The sequence below is a fragment of the Vibrio mytili genome (genome assembly GCF_049563345.1).
In the GTDB taxonomy this organism is placed as follows: domain Bacteria; phylum Pseudomonadota; class Gammaproteobacteria; order Enterobacterales; family Vibrionaceae; genus Vibrio; species Vibrio mytili.
Map to the genome: position 1 here is coordinate 684,701 of NZ_CP110481.1, position 20,103 is coordinate 704,803.

General features: G+C 44.9%; 18 protein-coding genes. 10 read left to right on the top strand and 8 right to left on the bottom strand.

Going from position 1 to position 20,103, the window contains the following annotated elements; translation table 11 throughout:
* Positions 1-38: 38 nt before the first annotated feature.
* The 5 genes from thiI (at position 39) to rlmM (ending at position 4,884) form a co-directional block, all read left to right on the top strand.
* Positions 39-1,487 carry a tRNA uracil 4-sulfurtransferase ThiI gene (gene thiI / locus ONE56_RS03130; protein ID WP_041155368.1) on the top strand — a complete coding sequence of 483 codons (1,449 nt, stop codon included), beginning with the start codon at positions 39-41 and terminating at the stop codon, positions 1,485-1,487.
* Between the two features lie 396 nt (positions 1,488-1,883).
* Positions 1,884-2,792 carry a transcriptional regulator GcvA gene (locus ONE56_RS03135; protein ID WP_041155369.1) on the top strand — a complete coding sequence of 303 codons (909 nt, stop codon included), beginning with the start codon at positions 1,884-1,886 and terminating at the stop codon, positions 2,790-2,792.
* A complete protein-coding gene (locus tag ONE56_RS03140; protein ID WP_423840218.1) occupies positions 2,785-3,408 on the top strand; it encodes an alpha/beta family hydrolase in 624 nt (207 codons plus the stop codon). The genes ONE56_RS03135 and ONE56_RS03140 overlap by 8 nt, the downstream gene beginning before the upstream one ends.
* A complete protein-coding gene (locus ONE56_RS03145; RefSeq protein ID WP_041155371.1) occupies positions 3,398-3,796 on the top strand; it encodes a DUF423 domain-containing protein in 399 nt (132 codons plus the stop codon). The genes ONE56_RS03140 and ONE56_RS03145 overlap by 11 nt, the downstream gene beginning before the upstream one ends.
* Complete coding sequence (rlmM, locus tag ONE56_RS03150) at positions 3,793-4,884, top strand: 23S rRNA (cytidine(2498)-2'-O)-methyltransferase RlmM (RefSeq protein WP_041155372.1); 1,092 nt, start codon at positions 3,793-3,795, stop codon at positions 4,882-4,884. Before ONE56_RS03145 ends, rlmM begins: the two co-directional genes overlap by 4 nt.
* A gap of 119 nt (positions 4,885-5,003) precedes the next feature.
* On the opposite strand, the gene xni is transcribed toward rlmM, so the two are convergent.
* The 5 genes from xni to queF form a co-directional block, all read right to left on the bottom strand.
* Positions 5,004-5,786, bottom strand: coding sequence for a flap endonuclease Xni (gene xni, locus ONE56_RS03155; RefSeq protein ID WP_423840219.1), 783 nt, complete (start codon positions 5,784-5,786; stop codon positions 5,004-5,006).
* 58 nt (positions 5,787-5,844) lie between these two features.
* Complete coding sequence (ppnN, locus tag ONE56_RS03160; protein WP_423840220.1) at positions 5,845-7,221, bottom strand: nucleotide 5'-monophosphate nucleosidase PpnN; 1,377 nt, start codon at positions 7,219-7,221, stop codon at positions 5,845-5,847.
* Positions 7,222-7,472: 251 nt separating this feature from the next.
* Entirely contained in the window at positions 7,473-9,038 is a 1,566-nt protein-coding gene (locus tag ONE56_RS03165) for a diguanylate cyclase domain-containing protein (protein ID WP_423840221.1), read from the bottom strand.
* A 100-nt stretch (positions 9,039-9,138) separates the two neighbouring features.
* On the bottom strand, positions 9,139-11,421 hold the full coding sequence (locus tag ONE56_RS03170) for a tetratricopeptide repeat protein (RefSeq protein WP_041155374.1): 2,283 nt from the start codon (positions 11,419-11,421) through the stop codon (positions 9,139-9,141).
* 182 nt (positions 11,422-11,603) lie between these two features.
* Complete coding sequence (queF, locus tag ONE56_RS03175) at positions 11,604-12,449, bottom strand: NADPH-dependent 7-cyano-7-deazaguanine reductase QueF (RefSeq protein WP_041155375.1); 846 nt, start codon at positions 12,447-12,449, stop codon at positions 11,604-11,606.
* Between the two features lie 81 nt (positions 12,450-12,530).
* Here queF and syd point away from each other — a divergent pair, with 81 nt between their 5' ends.
* Entirely contained in the window at positions 12,531-13,076 is a 546-nt protein-coding gene (gene syd, locus ONE56_RS03180) for a SecY-interacting protein (RefSeq protein ID WP_041155376.1), read from the top strand.
* Between the two features lie 2 nt (positions 13,077-13,078).
* The gene (locus ONE56_RS03185) at positions 13,079-13,855 is read left to right on the top strand and encodes a Zn-ribbon-containing protein (protein ID WP_041155377.1); all 777 of its coding nucleotides are present in this window, start codon (positions 13,079-13,081) and stop codon (positions 13,853-13,855) included.
* Between the two features lie 111 nt (positions 13,856-13,966).
* On the opposite strand, the gene ONE56_RS03190 is transcribed toward ONE56_RS03185, so the two are convergent.
* The 3 genes from ONE56_RS03190 to metN are packed head-to-tail and all read right to left on the bottom strand — an operon-like array spanning position 13,967 to position 16,511.
* A complete protein-coding gene (locus ONE56_RS03190) occupies positions 13,967-14,776 on the bottom strand; it encodes a MetQ/NlpA family lipoprotein (protein ID WP_041155378.1) in 810 nt (269 codons plus the stop codon).
* Positions 14,777-14,809: 33 nt separating this feature from the next.
* Entirely contained in the window at positions 14,810-15,487 is a 678-nt protein-coding gene (locus ONE56_RS03195; RefSeq protein WP_041155379.1) for a methionine ABC transporter permease, read from the bottom strand.
* A complete protein-coding gene (gene metN / locus ONE56_RS03200) occupies positions 15,477-16,511 on the bottom strand; it encodes a methionine ABC transporter ATP-binding protein MetN (RefSeq protein WP_331437878.1) in 1,035 nt (344 codons plus the stop codon). Before metN ends, ONE56_RS03195 begins: the two co-directional genes overlap by 11 nt.
* Before the next feature lie 342 nt (positions 16,512-16,853).
* Between metN and gmhB the strand changes: the two genes are divergently transcribed.
* The 3 genes from gmhB to treB all read left to right on the top strand — a co-directional run bounded on the left by gmhB (position 16,854) and on the right by treB (position 20,055).
* Positions 16,854-17,405, top strand: a complete 552-nt coding sequence (gene gmhB, locus ONE56_RS03205) for a D-glycero-beta-D-manno-heptose 1,7-bisphosphate 7-phosphatase (protein WP_041155380.1) — start codon at positions 16,854-16,856, stop codon at positions 17,403-17,405.
* A gap of 101 nt (positions 17,406-17,506) precedes the next feature.
* The gene (gene treR, locus ONE56_RS03210) at positions 17,507-18,454 is read left to right on the top strand and encodes a trehalose operon repressor TreR (protein ID WP_041155381.1); all 948 of its coding nucleotides are present in this window, start codon (positions 17,507-17,509) and stop codon (positions 18,452-18,454) included.
* Positions 18,455-18,630: 176 nt separating this feature from the next.
* Complete coding sequence (gene treB / locus ONE56_RS03215; RefSeq protein WP_423840222.1) at positions 18,631-20,055, top strand: PTS trehalose transporter subunit IIBC; 1,425 nt, start codon at positions 18,631-18,633, stop codon at positions 20,053-20,055.
* Positions 20,056-20,103 lie beyond the last annotated feature (48 nt).

Sequence of the window (20,103 nt, forward strand, 5' to 3'; positions counted from 1 at the left end):
TTTCTTGTTGATTGCGAAACTAACCTGCGAATTAGACTATGAAATTTATTGTAAAGCCCCATCCAGAAATTTTTGTAAAAAGTGAATCTGTGCGTAAGCGCTTCACAAAGATTTTAGAGTGTAACATTCGTAATATCATCAAAAATCGCACGGAATCTGTGGCGGTATTTAACCGTCGCGATCACATTGAAGTGACCTCAGAAAGTAACGAATACCACGCTGAAGTTTTAGAAGTCTTAACCCATACACCTGGTATTCACCATGTTTTGGAAGTTAAGCAGTCAGAGTTCAAAGATTTACACGACATCTACGAGCAAGTTCTGGAACTCAGCCGTCCATTAATTGAAAACAAAACCTTCGTGGTTCGAGCTAAGCGTCGTGGAAAGCATGACTTCACCTCGATCGAGCTTGAACGTTATGTTGGTGGTGGTCTTAATCAGGCCGTAGAAAGCGCAAGCGTAAAACTACACAACCCTGATGTGACGGTTAAAGTCGAAGTTTCTGGTGACAAGCTCAACCAAGTACTATCGCGTCACAAAGGTTTGGGTGGTTTTCCTCTAGGAACCCAAGAAGATTTACTCAGTCTGATTTCTGGTGGATTTGATTCTGGTGTATCAAGCTACTTACACATTAAGCGCGGCTCAAAAGTCCATTACTGTTTCTTTAACCTTGGCGGTCCTGCTCACGAAATCGGTGTTAAGCAAGTCTCTTACTATCTATGGAACAAATACGGTTCCTCAGCGAAAGTGCGTTTTATCTCGGTAGATTTCGAACCAGTGGTCGCTGAAATTTTAGAGAAAGTTGATGATGGGCAAATGGGCGTTATCTTGAAGCGTATGTTCATGCGTGCTGCTGGAATGGTGGCTGAGAAGTTCAAGATTGAAGCCTTGGTGACGGGTGAGGCGCTTGGTCAAGTTTCTAGCCAAACGCTGACTAACCTACGTCATATTGATAACGTGACAGACACGCTGATTCTTCGCCCTCTGATTAACTGGGATAAAGAAGACATCATCAACCTAGCACGCGAGATTGGTACTGAAGACTTTGCTAAGACCATGCCAGAGTACTGTGGTGTGATTTCTAAAAAGCCAACAGTGAAAGCAGTAAAAGCGAAGCTAGAAGCAGAAGAAGAGAAATTTGATTTCAGCATCTTAGACAATGTGGTGAAAGAAGCTCGCGTGATGGACATTCGTGATATTGCTAAAGAGTCTGAGAAAGCGGCACCAGAAGTCGAGCAGGTACAAGCGGTTGAGGAGCATGCGGTTGTCCTCGATATCCGTAGCCCAGAAGAGGAAGATGACAACCCGTTAGTTATTGACGGTGTGGAAGTGAAACACATTCCTTTCTACAAACTGGGAACACAGTTCGGTGATTTAGAGCAGTCTAAGACGTATCTGTTGTATTGTGACCGTGGTGTCATGAGCCGTTTGCAAGCGCTGTACTTGCAAGAGCAAGGCTTCAACAATGTGAAAGTGTACCGTCCTTAAACATTGACAGATTGATCTTCCCCTAGATTGGTTGAAATGAAAAAGCGCAAATTGAACATTCAATTTGCGCTTTTTTGTTTGCTGAGGCTTTTTGACGCATAAAAAAACACCGCCTAAAAGGCGGTGCAAGAAATTTGACAGACAGGTCAAAATAAATACAGGAAGTATCTGTTTTGTCTTTGGGATAGTAGACAAAACACTTCGGTAGAAAACTACCTAACTCGAAATACGAGTTTGCAAACACAACATCGCAACGACAAAGCCAATTGATTCCAAAAGAAACCAAGCCGTTCTGGCTCGCGTTGCGGGGGGAAATATAGAATTTATCTGGCTGTTCGACAATGGACATTTTATAATGTTTCAGATAAAAAAAACTAATCTTATTTGGGGTCCCATATGTCTCGCAGATTACCGCCTTTGAATTCACTTCGTGTGTTTGAAGCTGCTGCTCGCCACCTTAGTTTTACCCGTGCTGCTGAGGAGTTATTTGTAACTCAAGCGGCGGTTAGTCATCAAATTAAAGCGTTGGAAGAGTTTTTGTCACTTAAACTTTTCCGTCGCAGAAACCGTTCTTTATTGTTAACGGAAGAGGGGCAAAGCTACTTTCTGGACATCAAAGATATTTTTACTTCAATAGCAGAAGCAACGGATAAGGTGTTGGAACGCAGTGAAAAAGGGGCGCTGACCATCAGTTTGCCACCTAGTTTTGCTATCCAATGGTTGGTGCCTCGTTTGGCAGACTTTAATGCGCAAGAGCCAGATATTGATGTTCGTATCAAAGCGGTGGATATGGATGAAGGCTCTCTGACGGATGACGTCGATGTCGCCATTTACTATGGGCGTGGTAATTGGCCAGGTTTGCGATCGGAAAAACTTTACCAAGAGTTTTTGATCCCGCTTTGTTCACCTTCGTTACTTTTAGGTAACAAACCATTAGAATCTCTAAGTGATCTAAGGTTGCATACTTTGCTACATGATACCTCAAGGAAAGACTGGAAACAGTTTGCTCGTCAGAACAACATTGAAGGTATTAATGTCAATCATGGCCCCATTTTCAGTCACTCAACCATGGTGTTGCAAGCAGCAGCGCATGGACAAGGCGTAGCGTTGGGGAATAACGTGCTTGCTAAGCCGGAAATGGAGGCGGGGCGACTTATCGCTCCATTTGATGAGGTGTTGATTTCGAAAAACGCTTTTTATGTCGTTTGTCATGAACAACAGGCAGACATGGGCCGTATCGCCACCTTCCGTGATTGGATGGTAGCCACTGCAAGAAAAGAGCAAGAGGAAGTGTTAGATGAGTGATTGGTTAGTGGAAGGCCCCGAGAACGGACCGCTGTTTATTTTCGCTCATGGCGCAGGAGCGGACATGGAGCATAACTTTATGGCAGCTGTTGCCAAGGGATTGGTCGAGCAGGGAATTCGTGTCGTACGTTTTAACTTTCCTTATATGATTAAACGGGCTGAGGATGGTAAAAAACGCCCACCGGATCGCGCGCCTAAACTGCTTGAAGCCTACAAAGAAGTGATCACTCACTTTACGGATAAACCTATTGTTATTGGTGGTAAATCCATGGGAGGGCGTATGGCAAGCTTGTTAGCCGACCATGAATTGGTCGCAGGTGTTGCTTGTTTAGGTTATCCCTTTCATCCTCCTGGTAAGCCAGAAAATTACAAAGGTGAACATCTAGCGATAATAAATAAACCTACTCTGATTTTGCAGGGTGAGCGCGACACATTTGGTAAGCAGGAAGAATTCGATGAGTTTGCTTTGTCGGATCATATTCGCGTGACTTTTTTACCGGATGGTGACCATAGCTTTAAACCACGTAAGCGCTCAGGGTTTACTGAAGCGGAAAATCTTACTCTGGCGGTTGAGTGTTTAGCGGAATTTATTAACGAGGTATACAGTGAAAAGTAAGTGGTTACTCTCCTTTACCGGTTTATCTGGTGTCATCTCGGTTGCGCTTGGTGCGTTTGCCGCTCATGGATTAAAAGCCATGTTGTCGCCGTACTTGCTTGAGGTATTTAAGACCGGTGTGTTGTATCAATTCATCCATACTTTAGCGATCGCATTTTGTGGGCTTTTGTTGCTAATGAATTTAGAACAAAAGGCGCAAAAGTATTTTTTCATCGCAGCGATTTGCTTTATCATCGGCATCTTTTGTTTTAGCGGCAGTCTCTACGCGCTGGCGCTAACGGGCATCAAGTGGTTTGGTCCTATCACTCCGATGGGCGGATTTATGTTTATGATCGGCTGGTGTCTGTTCTTTTTTGCTGCGTTTAATATCAAAGAGGTCTCCAAGTGAAACAACTGATGCTCTATTGCCGTTCTGGCTTCGAGAAAGAGTGTGCTGGTGAAATTCAGGACAAAGCGACGCAACTGGAAGTGTTCGGCTTCCCGCGTGTTAAGAAAAACGCCGGATACGTTGTCTTTGAATGTTATCAAGATGGAGATGCAGACAAATTGGCAAGAGAGTTGGACTTTCAGTCTTTGATCTTCGCTCGTCAGATGTTTGCCGTGGCCGCTGAATTCGTATCGTTACCAAGTGAAGATCGCATTAGCCCGATCCTTACTGAGTTAGCGGATATTGACGCTTTCCCTCGCTGTGGGGATTTGCGTATCGAAACGCCTGACACTAACGAAGCAAAAGAGCTACTGAAATTCTGCCGCAAGTTTACCGTACCGATGAGACAAGCATTGCGTGGTAAAGGGTTGATGTGGAATAAAGACAACGCGAAAAAGCCTGTGCTGCACATTTGCTTCGTTGCACCGGGTCACTGTTATGTTGGTTATTCGTACTCAGACAACAACTCACAGTTTTTTATGGGCATACCACGCTTGAAGTTTCCAGCGGATGCGCCAAGTCGTTCAACATTAAAGCTGGAAGAAGCGTTCCATGTGTTTATTCCACGTGAAGAGTGGGACGAGCGTTTGGCGCCTGGAATGTGGGGAGTGGATTTGGGGGCGTGTCCTGGTGGCTGGACTTACCAATTGGTGAAGCGCTCGATGTTTGTTCATTGCGTCGATAACGGAATGATGGCAGACAGCTTGATGGAAACGGGCCAGATTAAGCACCATATGGTTGACGGGTTCAAGTTTGAACCTGACCGTAAGAATGTAACTTGGATCGTTTGTGATATGGTGGAAAAGCCTGCACGTGTGGCGCACTTGATGGGCCAATGGTTGCTCAAAGGGTGGGCAAAAGAAGCAATATTTAATCTCAAGTTGCCAATGAAAGGTCGCTACGACGAAGTGCTGCAAGATCTAGAGAACTTGAAACTGTTTCTGATTGAAAACAAAGTCAAATTCAAGTTGCAAGCTAAGCACTTATATCATGACCGTGAAGAGATCACGATCCATATTCAGTGTTTGTCGAATATCTCTCCGCACTGATTGGTTGAAACACAAATCATGTAAAAAGCGCCGGCACATACTGGCGCTTTTTCATTTATTGGACGTGACACTGGAGATACGACGATATCAATCGCCATATCTTTTCCAAATACGCCTCGCTACTCCACCTTGTTCGGCCCGGTAAAACGAATATCTTGCAGATTAAAACCGAGTTCGATATCGCACTTGAGTGCGGCCACCTGCTTACATAACCTTGCCGATTCGATGTGCTCGTCCAATTTTTTGCGGTACTTTGAGGCTAACTCATTGCTTGCGTAAGCGGTTTCAATATCTTCAAACTGAGTCAGTATCTCTTTTGCTGCCTTCGGTCCAACTCCTGGTACACCGGGTACCTGACTAGAGCTGATACCGGTTAATCCCCAATAATCTGCCAGTTGACTCGGTTTTACGCCAAACTCTTTGTCGATAAATGGCTCATCTAACCAGCGATGTTGAAAGTAGTCTCGGATTTGAAGCGTAGGAGATAACAGCTGACAGTAACCTTTATCAGTAGAGACGATAGTCACTTTTTCTCCGTGACTGGCCACTTTGGTTGCCAATGTCGCGACCAGATCATCGGCTTCGTCACCATCGGACAATAATGAGTCAATGCCTTGTTCCCACCATGCTTGCTGAATACTATCTAAACCTTGTAATAACGGCTCTGGCATTGGCTTACGGTTTTGTTTGTAGTCAGGAAGCAGATCTGCGCGCCAACCTCTGTCTTGCTCGTGATGATCAAACACAGCAATGATATGCGTCGGGTTAGCTTCTGACAGGATGCGAGAGAGCGTTCTTTGGGTTGTGGTAATGGTTCTTGCTATGTCGGTAGGATCGGGCTGAGCAGAGTGTACTCTGCGGATCAGGTTTAGCGCATCGATAATAACAAGATGAATAGACATAATGACTTAGCAATAAAAAAGGGGCGTAATGCCCCTAGTGTAACGAATGCTAGCGTGACTATCGACCTTCAATTTCTGGATGAGCAATGCGATAACAAGGTTCATACTCAGATCCACCCGGTAGCTTCATTCGGTGTTGGACGACAAAATCCTGTAATAATTTGTCGAGTTTCTTCATTAAGACGGGATCACCATGAATCGTAAATGGCCCGCGAGACTCGATTTCACGAATGCCTTCTGCTTTAACGTTCCCTGCGACAATGCCTGAGAAGGCTTGACGCAAGTTTGCAGCCAGTACTTGAGGTGCTTGGCCTAGGTTGAGATCCAGTTGTTCCATAGAGTCATGATTTGGCGTAAATGGTAACTGGAACTCAGGCTCAATTTTTAGTGACCAATTAAAGCTGTATGCGTCGCCTTTTTCTTTGCGGTACTGGCGAACATCTTCCATTGAACGCTTCATTATTCGCGCCACTTCTGCGGGATTATCGATAATTATTTGATAGTGTTTTTGCCCTTCTTCACCGAGAGTATCACGAATAAATTCATCAATGGATCGGAAGTATTCTTCGCTTTCTTTTGGGCCGGTCAATACAATTGGCATTGGCTGTTCGGCGTTGTCTGGATGCATCATAATACCGAGTAAATACAGGAGTTCCTCCGCAGTGCCAGGCCCACCAGGGAAGATGACGATACCGTGCGCCATTCGTACAAACGCTTCTAAGCGCTTTTCGATGTCCGGCATGATAACCAGTTCGTTGACGATCGGGTTGGGTGGCTCAGCAGCGATGATCGATGGTTCCGTAAGCCCTAGGTATCGTTGTTGAGTATAGCGCTGTTTGGCGTGACCTATTGCCGCTCCCTTCATTGGTCCTTCCATCGCACCAGGACCGCAACCAGTACAAATGTTCAGCTCCCTTAATCCCAACTCGTTACCGACTTCACGGGTGTATTGGTATTCAACCGCGTTAATCGAGTGACCACCCCAGCACACCACAAGGTTAGGCGCAATACCTGGCGTCAGGGCTCTTGCATTACGCAGAATACCGAACACTAAGTTGGTGATGTGAATTGGGTTGGTGAGGTTTAAACGCTGGCTGTCTGCCAAGTGCATATTGACATACACAATGTCCCGCAAGACCGAAAACAAGTGCTCCTGAATCCCTTTGATGATTTTTCCATCAACGAAAGCATGCTCTGGTGGGTCTGTCAGTTCCAGCTTAATACCACGTTCTCGCCTGACGACTTCGACATCAAATGATTGGTGACGGTCTAGGAGTTCTTTCGAGTTGTCGGTGTGACTGCCGGAGTTTAATACCGCTAAGGTACAGTTGCGATAAAGCTGATAAATATCGCTAGAGGCTGTTTTCTTTAAGCGTTCAACTTCTAGCTGGGATAGCAAGTCCATGCTTCCTTTGGGGCTGATATGGGTAATCATAGCGCCTCCTTATGATTGTTCTTATTTGGGGGAAAGTGCTGACTTCACTGAGTGATCGAGTGGTTCCGTTAGTATGGTATTGGTTATCACTATGTAGAGGTGTTTTCATCACACGAATAGTTACAGCTTAGCAGAATGAAAGCAGTAATATGTGATAAGACGTTGATTATAAACTGGATGAATAGAATAACGTTGCTGTTTGGTTGTTATTTGAGCGCTTTTGGTAACACTGACCGAGTTAGAACGTGCTGTTAACTCCAACTGAGTTGGTTTTTACCGCGACTTTTAGCATCATTGAGCATTTGACCAAGTCGGTCTATCACTAGTGCGGGGGAGTCGGCTTCTTTGAACGACGTGGATACCGCTGTTAAAGTTATGACGATATTCTGTTCACGAAATTTGAACGGTAGCTGGCTGATATTATGTTGTATTTTCTTTATCAGATCTAACGTGTATTCTTCTGTCTGTTCCGGAATGAGGAGGATAAACTCTTCACCGCTAAAGCGGGCAACAGTTTCAGTTTTAGCCGCGCATTTGTTAATGTTACGTGCAATGATTTTGAGTGCTTTATCTCCGGCACTATAGCCGTAGCTATCATTGATCATCTTGAAACGATCGACATCAAACAAAACCACACGCAGATTGTTTTGTGAGCGAACCCAGCGGCGGTATTCTAGTTCTAAGCGATCGTTAAAAGCGGTGCGGTTGTACACTTTGGTTAGAGGATCGAGCAACATACGCTGTGCTTGGTCATCCAAGCGGCGGCGGTAGTCCTGAGTGCTTTCAAATACGGCTTCTAATTGATTTTTACTGTATATCAAGCGTTCTTGAAGTGCTTGCTCACGCTCTTGCGTCATTTGCAAGCGTTCAGAAAGTGAGGCCATTTGAGCTAAGAGTGGGGCAACATCTTGTTTGAGCTCATCTACCCCTTTAGTTTGATTAAGCGATTCTTGTGCTCGTTCGAGCAAATTGTTCATTTCTGAGTTTATCTCTTGCCGATGCTCAAAATAGCTATGATGTTGGTCGACGTTTTGATGGACCGTTTTCAGATTGCTCGCTAAGGCCGAATTCAACTGATCTAAAAACTGACCGGAGGCTTTACGTTCCTCTTTTGTTGCCTCTACGACGAGTCTGAGCGTGGATAGGGTCAGCTCAATGAGTGACTCCGCATTAACACTAAGCAAGAGTTTAGCTCGAATGTCGAGCAGTTTATCTCCAGACTCTCCTTCGAAATCTAACTCGGTAATGGTGTGTTGAAGGTCGCTAATCAAATGTTCAAGCTGCGACTTATCTGGATCATTTTCAAACTCATTCAGCTGTAGGCGGGAATTTGAAGTGATGATCTTAATTGCGCGCTCATAAATACTAAGCAGTTTTGTTGCTTGATCGGCTTGCTTCCCTGAAAGGGAATCAGATAGGTTCAATAAGTGACGTAATTCGCGCTTAAGCTGAGCGGGTAAACCCGTAATCCGTTGTAGAGTCTCGCCACTGCATTTGATTTGTTCGTTAAGATAGCTGTGCTGTTTTTGTGTCGTTTGGGATTGTTGCTTGAGCATTCTTTCCAATACGGCTAAGCGTGGAATAAGCGTGCTGATATCCGTTTTACGCTTTAGATCATGTTGGATTTCAAGCAAGTATTGAGATACCTGCGGATTTGATCCTTGGCAAGCTGAAGACAGAGAAGCCACGATGCGCTTTAGAACCTGTTGCTCTCTTCTAAATTTGAGCGAACTATCACGGTGCGTCAACCTGAGCTCGTCTAGTTGACAACTCAGTTGATGAAGCTGTGATTGTATATCGGACTTTAAAATACCCATATTGAGTGACGACGATTAAATCCATTTACGACTACTATGAATTCGATAATAACAAAAAACATGATAGCGTCATTAGTTATTCATCGTATGGCGACGTTAATTATCCACTTTTTAAGATATTCTTGATGTCTTCCTCATTCTTGTAAGACGAATGAATTTTTATCAGGCCTTGGGCAATAGCATGTCGGCATGCCGTTCTTATGTCCCCTGTTGCAAAGCTCGCCGCTGGTGCATTTTCTATAGCCTTTAAGAAAACCCAGTGACTTTGCTTCGTTTTTAGACTTATTTCACGTGCAATGTGTGTCGCGAGAAGAAGTAAATCGAGCAACTCTTCGTCATTGATTGCGGTATAAGCACGTGGCAAGAATGGGTAATCGCTGATCCCGATACGGATGACGCGATTGATATCATGCTGCTGTGCAAACTCGTCGACCCAAGTTTGGAATTTATCGAACATTTCCTCAGCGGGGGCATCACGATCAGAGTTTGGCTCTATGTACAATAAATTTGCATCTGAGAAGTGGTATAAACGCGCAGGTTTTTGGATTTTTTCTGCCATGAATTCCCCAAAAGCGCGCTCTAACTCTAACCCTGCTTTATACCCGTTTTGAACGTACATACTGCGTAAAAACGGCAAATCGATCATGACAAAGCGTAAGCGGTCATTAAGGGGTTCATGAATCAACTCTCCGATCTGCCACTGTTCAAAGGTATCACTTGATTTTTTCAATGAACGAGACAGTTTCACATTGAGCATGCGTAGATTGTTTAGACGTGAACGAGAATGAGTAAATAGGTCATTACGCAGCTTTTCTATTTGACTCGTTTGGCGTTGCATCACGACACCACGACGCATGATGAACAAAAACATCACCAGTACGGTAATAAACAGAGCAAAAGAAATCTTCTGAAATTTACGATGTTCGGTCTCCACTTGTTTCAGGCGTTCTGACTGACCTACATAGTGAATCTTTTGCTCAGCAAATTCTTTCTGTTGACGGAATGCGTCTTCACTTATTTGGTTGAGCTGTGCCTGCTCAAGTTTGACCAAATGGGTGTACTTTTTATAGGCATCAAGGGACGATTTATAGTCGTTTGCTTGCTCGTAACCAAGCGCTAAATAGAGATAGGATTGTTGCTTGGTAAAGTTATCCTGAGGCTGCGATTGACCAACGAACTCTAAAGCATTATTGGCATGCTCTATCACGCCTTTGCTGTCATTTTTATGATAGGCCAGACCCGAACGAAGTAGGGCAGCTCGAGCTTCTAGGCTTGGCAAACTTGCGTATTCAAGCAACTCTGTCGCGCGATCCAAGTATTGCTCAGCAAGAGTATAGTTATAGAGCTGAAGGTAGGTGGCGGCGAGACTAAGACGAATCTTGATCATTCGTTCTAAATATTTGCTGGTGCTCTCATGATCGAGCACATTGAAGTAATGCACCAATGCAAGGTTGTATTTGCCTTGGTAGTAATAAATATCGCCCATTTTTTCAAGGGAGTCTGCAAGAATCGGAGAGTTAGGGTAACTATCGTAAAAGTCCGCTGCCTGCGATAAATATTCGATGGCTTTATCGTAGACTCGGCGCTCCTGAAACAATCTTGCCAGTAAACGATTAACTTTTGCCAGTCTGGCCCCACTGTCTGCTTCTATAGATAGCCAGTAACCATAAAGAAGCTCGGTCAAGGCTGGATTGTATTTTTTGTTTGTAAGATAAAACTGCCCAACCGTGGTGTAATAATCAATGAGCGTAGCATCAGAGCGATTGGTTTCTAGTTGCTTTTTCGCTTGAGCGTACAGCTGCTCAGCCTTAGTTACATCACCACGATGCGATTCCAGCAATGCACGTTGCATCGTAAGGCTATAGCGAACATTTTCTTCTCTCGGTAACATGACCTCAGGCTCGTCGAGCGATTTTTCAATTTGGTTGAGTCTATCTTCTGCTTTGTCATAGTTTTTGTCATACATCCAAACCATTTGATTGCGCATCAATTGGACATCTAACTCCATATACGACAATTGATATTGGGTGGCGAGGTTTTGGGCATCATCAAGGATTTCAATCGCAGCACGTACGTTGCCTAGCTTGTAGTTGGCTTGCGCGATAATTTGATACGCTTCAATGGTGCTGCTCGGTGTGCGAATGTTTCGGTCGGTCTCCTCGCGAGACATCGCTGATGGGTTATCACTGTCGTTCGGTTTATACAACTCACGTTGGTCGAGGTAGTTTTTCGCCAGTTGTTTGGCTTGCGCGGGCTCTATTTCTGTCAGTTGCTGTGCTTCTTTCAGCAAAGAGGTCGATAAAATGGTCGCGTGAAGGGGGTGTGTTAGCAACACACAACATAAACCAATAAGCTTTAATAAACGCGAACTGTCGCAAAACATCCTTTCGTTCCCTCGAACTGGTTGAGATCTGGCTGACTTCTCAAGTTATCTTGAGTGAGTTGAACATACACCTTGCGATGAGCATTACTGTCGTGCACACCGTTAAAATGAATCGATATAATACCATGCCTAGGAAATAAAAACGTCCAGCAATCCAATTGATTGCTGGACTTAACAGCCGCTTACTGACGAGCCATGCGATGATTATGCGTGGGTTTGTCTTGCTCTGTTGAGCGGTAAGGGTTGATGTCTAAACCGCCACGACGTGTATATCGGGCAAATACGGTTAACTTGCTTGGTTGGCAATACTTCATTAGGTCGGTAAAAATACGCTCGACACATTGTTCATGAAACTCATTGTGCTCACGGAACGAGACGATGTATCGCAACAGTTTCTCGCGGTCAATTTTCGCGCCTTGGTAGTGAATTTCCACGCTGCCCCAGTCCGGCTGATTGGTAATCAAACAATTAGACTTTAATAGGTGACTGTGAAGTGACTCTTCGACATGCGCTTTGCCAGCAGCACCTTCGAGTAGTGTCGGGTCAAATTCATAATTAGTGATGTTGATATCTTGATCGTCAATGCACTCACCAGCCATTGTTACTATCGGTTGGTTGGTATAATGGGTGACAGGGTTCACTTCCACAAACACTTGCTCACCGGCACATTCAGATAGATCTTGCGTCAGGCGATCAGCCACGGCTTCCCAGCTAGCAAAGTGGGTTTGATTATAGCTGTTGAGATACAGCTTAAAGGATTTCGATTCAATTAAGTTCGCACTGGTTGCCGGAATGTAGACTTCCCCTACCGCGACTTGAGGTAACCCTTTACTGTTGAGCCAAGATAACTCGTAAAGCGTCCAGATGTCGTGACCAACAAATGGCAGCTCATCGCCTAACTGTAGGTCGTCACGGTTTAGGCTGCGAGGTACTGGTTGCAACAAGCTAGCATCATATTGGTTCGAGTATTCGGTTTTTTTACCGAGGGTTAGGCCAGCTAGCTCTTTCGCGTCTGAATATTTGCTCATACTTTGTGGTCGTTTTCGATTAGAATGGCGAGAATTTTACTGAATCCGCTGACTAATTGCTATCTAGATGAGGAGACCTTCATGACCCAAACCGTGACTCAGGCACTACAAGATTTCAGCCTGCGCTACCAACAAGCTTGGCAAAATGCCCACCAAGAATTGCCACGCAGTGAAGAGCTTGCTGAACTTGTTTCTCCATGTGTCGAAGAACGACGTGACGGGGTGGTATTGTGGAAAGCATTTCCTCGTGAAGAAATGGCGGACTTTACCAATGTTGAAAACGCTATTGAACTGGCGCTGCATGATGACATTAAAGACTTTTATGGCTTTCAATACAGTGCGGATATGGAAGCGGCTTGGGATGGAAACCCTCTAACGTTACTTCAGGTGTGGAGTGATGATGACTTTGATCGTCTGCAAGAAAATATTCTGGGTCATTTGGTCACTCAACGTCGTCTCAAGCTGAAGCCTACAGTATTTATTGCCGCAACCGATGCCGAGTTAGATGTGGTGTCTATCTGCAACCTGACCGGGAACGTAATTTTGGAGCGTCTAGGTACGTCTCAACGCGATGTGTTGGCAAATAACGTCAGTGAGTTTCTTAATAATCTCGAGGTCGTAGTATAAGCATGTATGTCGTTGAATTACAGTTTGAATGTTTCGATAACACGACCGTAAGTGCGGTTGATAAAGCCATCAACGGTTTAATGGATGCGTTGCGTTATAACGGTCAGGTACTGGGGCGAGAGTTCCCTATCGTGATGGGGGATGGTGAGTTTTTTGTTCGTGTAGTTTGCCCTGAGCAAGACAGTTTGCATCCGCGTTATCATTCCGATTTTGTCAAAGTGTGCATGAATCGTTTGTCCGAAGCGTCATTACTTGCGCCAAAAATGCGTTTGCTTGGCCGAGACTTAAATTCAGAACAGGCCGCTGAGGATGAGCAACCTAGTTGGCAGGTACTGTACACGACGTATGTTCATACTTGCTCACCGCTACGAAGTGGCGACACCTTGCTGCCGATTCCGTTATACCGCAATGAGCCGACCTTAAATGGCGATCACAAAGCGGTGGTGAAGTGGCAAACCGAATGGCAGGCATGTGATGAACTGCAAATGGCGGGAGGCTGTCGAGCAGAGCACGCGGCGTTACATGAGATTTGCGATGCCGACAGTGTGCTTTTCCGCCGAGGATGGGATTTACGAGGACGTATTGAGTACATCACGAAAATTCCAACCTATTACTATCAATACCGTGTGGGCGGCCAGTCTTTAGAGAGTGAAAAAGCACGTAAGTGCCCGAAGTGTGGTGGAGACTGGTTACTGGAAGAGCCAATGCATGATATTTTTCATTTTAAGTGTGATGACTGCAGAATCGTATCGAACATTTCTTGGGATCATATTAAATAGTACTTGGTAGGTTTATCTAGCTGAAGTCTATTTTGAACCACCCACAAAATGGAAAAGGGCTGATGTGTTCACATCAGCCCTTTTATTTTGCGCTTTGTTAGCCGAGTTGGATTACCAACCTTTCACTACGCCGCCTTTGAATAGCTCTTTGGCTGCTTCGTAAACTTCTTCCGTTTGGTAAGCTTTTACGAAGTTTTGTACGTTTTCAGCGTTAACGTTTTCTTCACGAGCAACGATAAGGTTCACGTATGGAGACTCTTTATCTTCGACGAATACGCCATCACGCTCTGGAGAAAGATCAATTGAGCTTGCGTACGTAGTGTTGATGATTGATAGCGTTACATCATCCAGTGAACGTGGCAGTTGTGGTGCTTCAAGCTCAATGATTTCGATGTTTTTAGGGTTTGCAACGATATCGCGTACGGTTGCTTGTAGACCAGCACCTTCACGTAATTCAATCAGACCTTGTTGCTCAAGTAGCAGCAAAGAGCGGCCTAGGTTTGTTGGATCGTTAGGTACCGCGATACGTGCACCATCTTGAATTTCATCAACAGATTTTACTTGCTTTGAGTAACCAGCAATTGGGTAGACGAAGGTGTTACCCGCGATAGCCAGTTTGTAACCACGGTCTTCCATTTGCTTGTCTAGGTATGGCTTGTGTTGGAATGCATTGGCATCAACAGAACCGTCATCCAGTGCTGCGTTTGGTGTCACATAGTCAGTGAACGTCACTAGTTCAACATCTAAGTTGTATTTCTCTTTTGCAATTTTGGCTGCCACTTCTGCCACTTGTGCTTCAGCGCCAGCAATAACGCCAACTTTCACTTTGTTTAGGTCTACTTCTTTATCACCGCAGCCAGCGAGAACTAGAGCGGAAGCCGCTGTAACGATAGTCAAAAGACTTTTAAGGCCAAGTTTCATCTGTATCTCCTTATAATTATTTAAATTAAATGCTTATCTGTGGTCTACGCGGCGTACCACTGCGTCACCGATTGATTGAATGATTTGTACTAGAACAATGAGCATCACAACGGTAACGGCCATGATGGTGACATCGTAGCGGTGGAAACCATATCGAATGGCTACGTCGCCTAAGCCACCACCACCGACTGTACCAGCCATTGCGGAATAGCTCACCAGAGTAACGAGTGTTATCGTCACTGAGTTAACAATAGTCGGCATTGCTTCAGGTAGCAGGACTTTTGTAATGATTTGTGTTGGCGTTGCGCCCATAGATTGTGCAGCTTCCACCAATCCAGAAGGCACTTCCAACAACGCACCTTCAATAAGACGCGCGACAAAAGGAATGGCACCAATGGTTAATGGTACGATAGCAGCAGTGGTACCAATAAAGGTACCAACCAACATTTTCGTCACCGGAATAATGGCTACCATCAAAACAAGGAATGGAACTGAGCGGCCGATGTTGACGATGGCACCTAATGAACCATTGAGTCTGGTGTTTTCTAACAGCCCACCTTTTTTGGTGATATGCAGAATCACACCTAAAGGAATACCGACAGCAAAACCAACAATACCCGCAACCGCGACCATATAAAGGGTTTCCCATGTCGCGCCAAGAAGAAGCGTGCTATTGAGACTTAGCCATTCAGAAATCGTATTAAAGGACATAACCAAGCACCTCTACTTTCACGTTGTGATCACGCAGGTACTCAATCGCTGCGTTGTCGTTTTCTTCATTACCAAATAACTCTGCGACCATCATGCCGAATTTAACGCCACCGGCATAATCAAGATCAGAGCTCAGGATACTGACGTCTATATTGTACTTGCGTGAAATTTGTGACATCAGCGGAGCATCCACCGTTGCGCCAGTAAACTCAAGACGAACCAGTGGATGGCTGCCTTGAACACGCTGCGATTGCAGCCGTGCTTGATAATCTTCAGGAATCGATAGATCTAAAGTCGAGCGAATAAATTCGTGGGCAAGTTCTGTTTTTGGATGAGCGAAAATGTCGCCAACCGTACCTTTCTCTACTAATTCGCCACCACCAATGATCGCTACTTCGTGACAGATGCTTTTTACCACTTCCATTTCATGAGTGATCAGCAAGATGGTGATGTTAAGCTGACGGTTTATTTTTTTTAACAGCTCAAGAATCGATTGAGTTGTCGCGGGGTCAAGTGCGCTGGTGGCTTCATCACAAAGTAGCACGCTTGGGTCAGACGCTAATGCTCGAGCGATTGCGACACGTTGTTTTTGACCACCACTCAAGTTTGAAGGGTAGCTCTCATGTTTGTCTTCTAAGCCGACTAACTTAAGCAGCTCGGTCACTTTCTCACTGACTTGTGCTTTCTCTTTCCCTGCGAGCTCTAGTGGAAGCGCGACATTGTCAAATACGGTTCGCGATGACAGCAGGTTAAAATGTTGAAAGATCATGCCAATGTTGCGGCGTGTTTCTACCAACTGCTTTTTACTTAATTGAGTTAGGTCTATACCATCGACAATGATAGAGCCAGAAGTCGGTGCTTCCAACATATTCACACAACGGATCAGTGTACTTTTACCGGCACCTGAAGAGCCGATGACTCCAAAGATGGTGCCCTTGGCGATATGTAGGTTAATGTCTTTCAGGGCAAGAATTTCTTTACTGCCTTGATAGAACACTTTGTTGACTTCTTTTATTTCTATCATGTTTCAACCTGCACAGAGATATGGGGAACTTCATTGTCAAAAACGGCTTTTGACAGAACTAAATTTTGAGCTCTATCTCAATTTTTAGTAGATGCTATGGGTTAACTTGATCGAAGTCAATAGGTATTTTTACGTCTAGACGTCTAAAACTAGTGGGTGTAATTTACTGAAAATGAGGTGACCTTCGCTCCAGGTAAAGAGAACCAACGGCAACGCCCATGATGCAACGATTCTTTGCGGATGCAGCGTAAATTTTGCTTGGAAAGACGCTGAATTAGATAGTGTTGAAGTTTATAAGGTATGTAATAATCGGATAAAACTGAGTAAATAGAGAAATACGTTTTGGCAAAACCCGCTGTTTTTATTGATCGTGATGGCGTAATTAACGTTGACCACGGCTATGTTCACGATGAGCATGATTTTGAGTACATCGAAGGTGTGTTTGAAGCAACAAAAGCGCTGAAAGAGCAGGGCTACCTGTTGGTGCTGGTAACTAACCAATCAGGTATTGCACGCGGTAAGTTCAGTGAAGATCGTTTCTTGTCTTTGACTCAGTGGATGGACTGGAACTTTGTCGATCATGGTGTTGAGTTTGATGGTATCTATTACTGTCCACACCATCCTGAGCATGGCATTGGTGAGTACAAGCAAGATTGTGACTGCCGTAAGCCAAAGCCAGGCATGTTTATTTCAGCTCGTGATTTCTTGAAAATTGATATGGCAAAGTCGGTTATGATCGGTGACAAAGCCGAAGACATGATGGCTGCCGAGGCCGCTGGCGTGGGAACAAAAATCTTGGTTCGTACTGGCAAACCAATCACAGAACAAGGGGAAGCGCTTGCAACGGTTGTACTTGATAGCGTTGCAGACGTACCCGCTTATCTAAACAGATAGTTTGTACCATTTCATATGCTAGAGAAGCGTTTGCTTCTCTTTTACTTTATTGCTGTTAAAGTTCAACCATCTAATTATCCACTATCTTAATTCAGTCACCTATGAGCAAAAAACTCACCATACTCGATATCGCTAAACTGGCTGGCGTCGGTAAATCGACGGTAAGTCGTGTTCTCACCAATGATCCAAAAGTAAAACCACAAACGCGAGAGAAGGTTGAGCAAATCATTCGTGAGTCAGGCTATGTACCATCCAAGTCAGCGCAATCCATGCGGGGGGGGAGCCAAAAAGTTATCGGTGTAATTATCTCTCGCCTCGATTCGCCGTCGGAAAACCGTGCTGTTGGTACCATGCTCAATGCGTTGTATTCGGCGGGATACGATGTCGTGATCATGGAGAGCCAGTTTGATCGTGATAAAACCAACGAGCACTTAAGCGTACTCAAGCGTCGCAATGTTGATGGTGTTATCGTATTTGGTTTTACCGGATGCGATGAACAAGCCCTAGCTGAATGGGGGAATCGTATCGTGGTGATTGCGATGGATACCGATGAGGTGTCTTCGATTAACTATGATAATCAAGGTGTGATAGAGATGGCGTTGTCTCATCTTGAAAATCAATCGTTGTCTCGAATTGCCTACATGGGGGTTGACCCAGAGGACAAGACCACAGGTCTAATTCGTTTAAATGCCTACAAGGCTTGGTGCCAGCGCAAGCAGCTTACCCCTTGTTTTCAAACTGGTAAGCTAAGCCATGAAAGTGCTTATCGATTGGTCGAGAACGTATTAGCACCGGATACTCAAGCTATTGTTTGCGCGAGTGATACTATTGCGTTGGGTGTCCTCAAACGTCTTCAAGAGCTAGGTCGTGAAGACGTGGTCGTGACCGGTGTGGGTGGCAACGAGTTGCTTTCTTTCCTATTTCCCAATGTTTTTAGTGTTGACCCAGGTTACTCTCTTGCAGGAGAGAAATCTGCAAAAATGCTTATTAATCAATTGAATGGCTATGATAAGGTCGTTCATTTCACACAACAACCTATCTGTCGTTAATCTCGTCTCCAACGTTCTGATCTAAAATTAGACTGTGATCATTCTCAATTAATGGGACTGTTCCCATTTTGTTTTTATTCTTCGAGTGGCACTATTAAAATTATCGAGTGGGAATGTTCCCATTAATAACAATAAAAAGATGAATTCAATGTATCTAATCCAAGGTGGACAAAGTTATGAGTAAGATTGCGCGTAAAGACGTGGAGCGTCTTGTTGAGTTGGTCGGTGGGCCGGACAACATTGCCAGTGTCAGCCACTGTTTAACTCGCTTGCGTTTTGTTCTAAACGATACCGACAAAGCGGACACAAAACAGTTGGAAGCGTTGAGTATGGTGAAAGGTTGCTTCACTAACGCTGGTCAGTTCCAAGTGGTTATCGGCACTGAAGTCGATGATGTCTATAAAATGCTGATTGAACTGACGGGTAAAAGCGAAGCCAGCAAAGACGAAGCTAAGAACGCGGCTCGTCAAAATATGAATATCATAGAGCGTGGTATTTCCCATCTTGCAGAAATTTTTGTCCCATTGCTGCCTGCGATCATTACTGGTGGTTTGATTCTTGGTTTCCGTAACGTAATAGGCGACATCAAAATGTTTGATGGCCAAACGCTTACCGAAATCAGTCAGTTTTGGGCGACCGTCCATTCATTCTTATGGTTAATCGGCGAGGCGATTTTCTTCTTCCTCCCCGTTGGTGTGTGCTGGTCAACGGTGAAAAAGCTCGGTGGTACACCGATACTAGGGATCACGCTCGGTGTCACGTTGGTTTCGCCGCAGTTAATGAATGCGTACTTAATTGGTAAGCAAGTTCCGGAAGTGTGGGACTTTGGGTTGTTTGTGATAGAGAAGGTCGGCTACCAAGCACAGGTCATTCCGGCGATGTTAGCAGGTATGGCATTAGCGTTTATTGAAACACGCTTAAAACGCATCATTCCTTCTTATTTGTACCTCGTTGTGGTGCCATTTGTTTCCCTTATTGTTGCTGTCATTTTAGCGCATTCAATCATTGGTCCATTCGGCCGCATGCTAGGTGATGGTGTCGCCTTCGCAGCGAAAGCCGCCATGACGGGTGACTTTGCGATGATCGGTTCAACCATCTTTGGGTTCTTGTATGCACCGCTGGTGATTACAGGTATCCACCACACGACAAACGCCGTGGACTTGCAGTTGATGCAAGAGCTTGGTGGCACGCCGATTTGGCCTTTGATTGCGTTATCAAACATTGCTCAAGCATCGGCAGTGGTTGGCATCATTATCATTAGTAGAAAGCAAGATGAACGTGAAATTTCAGTGCCAGCCGCAATCTCTGCCTATCTTGGTGTGACAGAGCCTGCCATGTACGGCATCAACCTGAAATACAAGTTCCCGATGATAAGCGCAATGATTGGTAGTGCTTGTGCTGCTGCAATCTGTGGTAGTGCGGGAGTGATGGCGAACGGTATTGGTGTGGGCGGTTTGCCGGGTATTTTGTCTATCCAGCCACAGTTTTGGGGCATTTTTTCTCTAGCGATGCTTGTTGCGATGGTGGTGCCTGCTGCACTAACGTTAATTCTTTATAAGCGTGCTCAGGCAAAAGGTGAGCTTGAAGCGGCCAGCGCGTAATTCGATTTAAGGCAGTCACTTGGCTGCCTTCCTCTATCTCTTTTATTT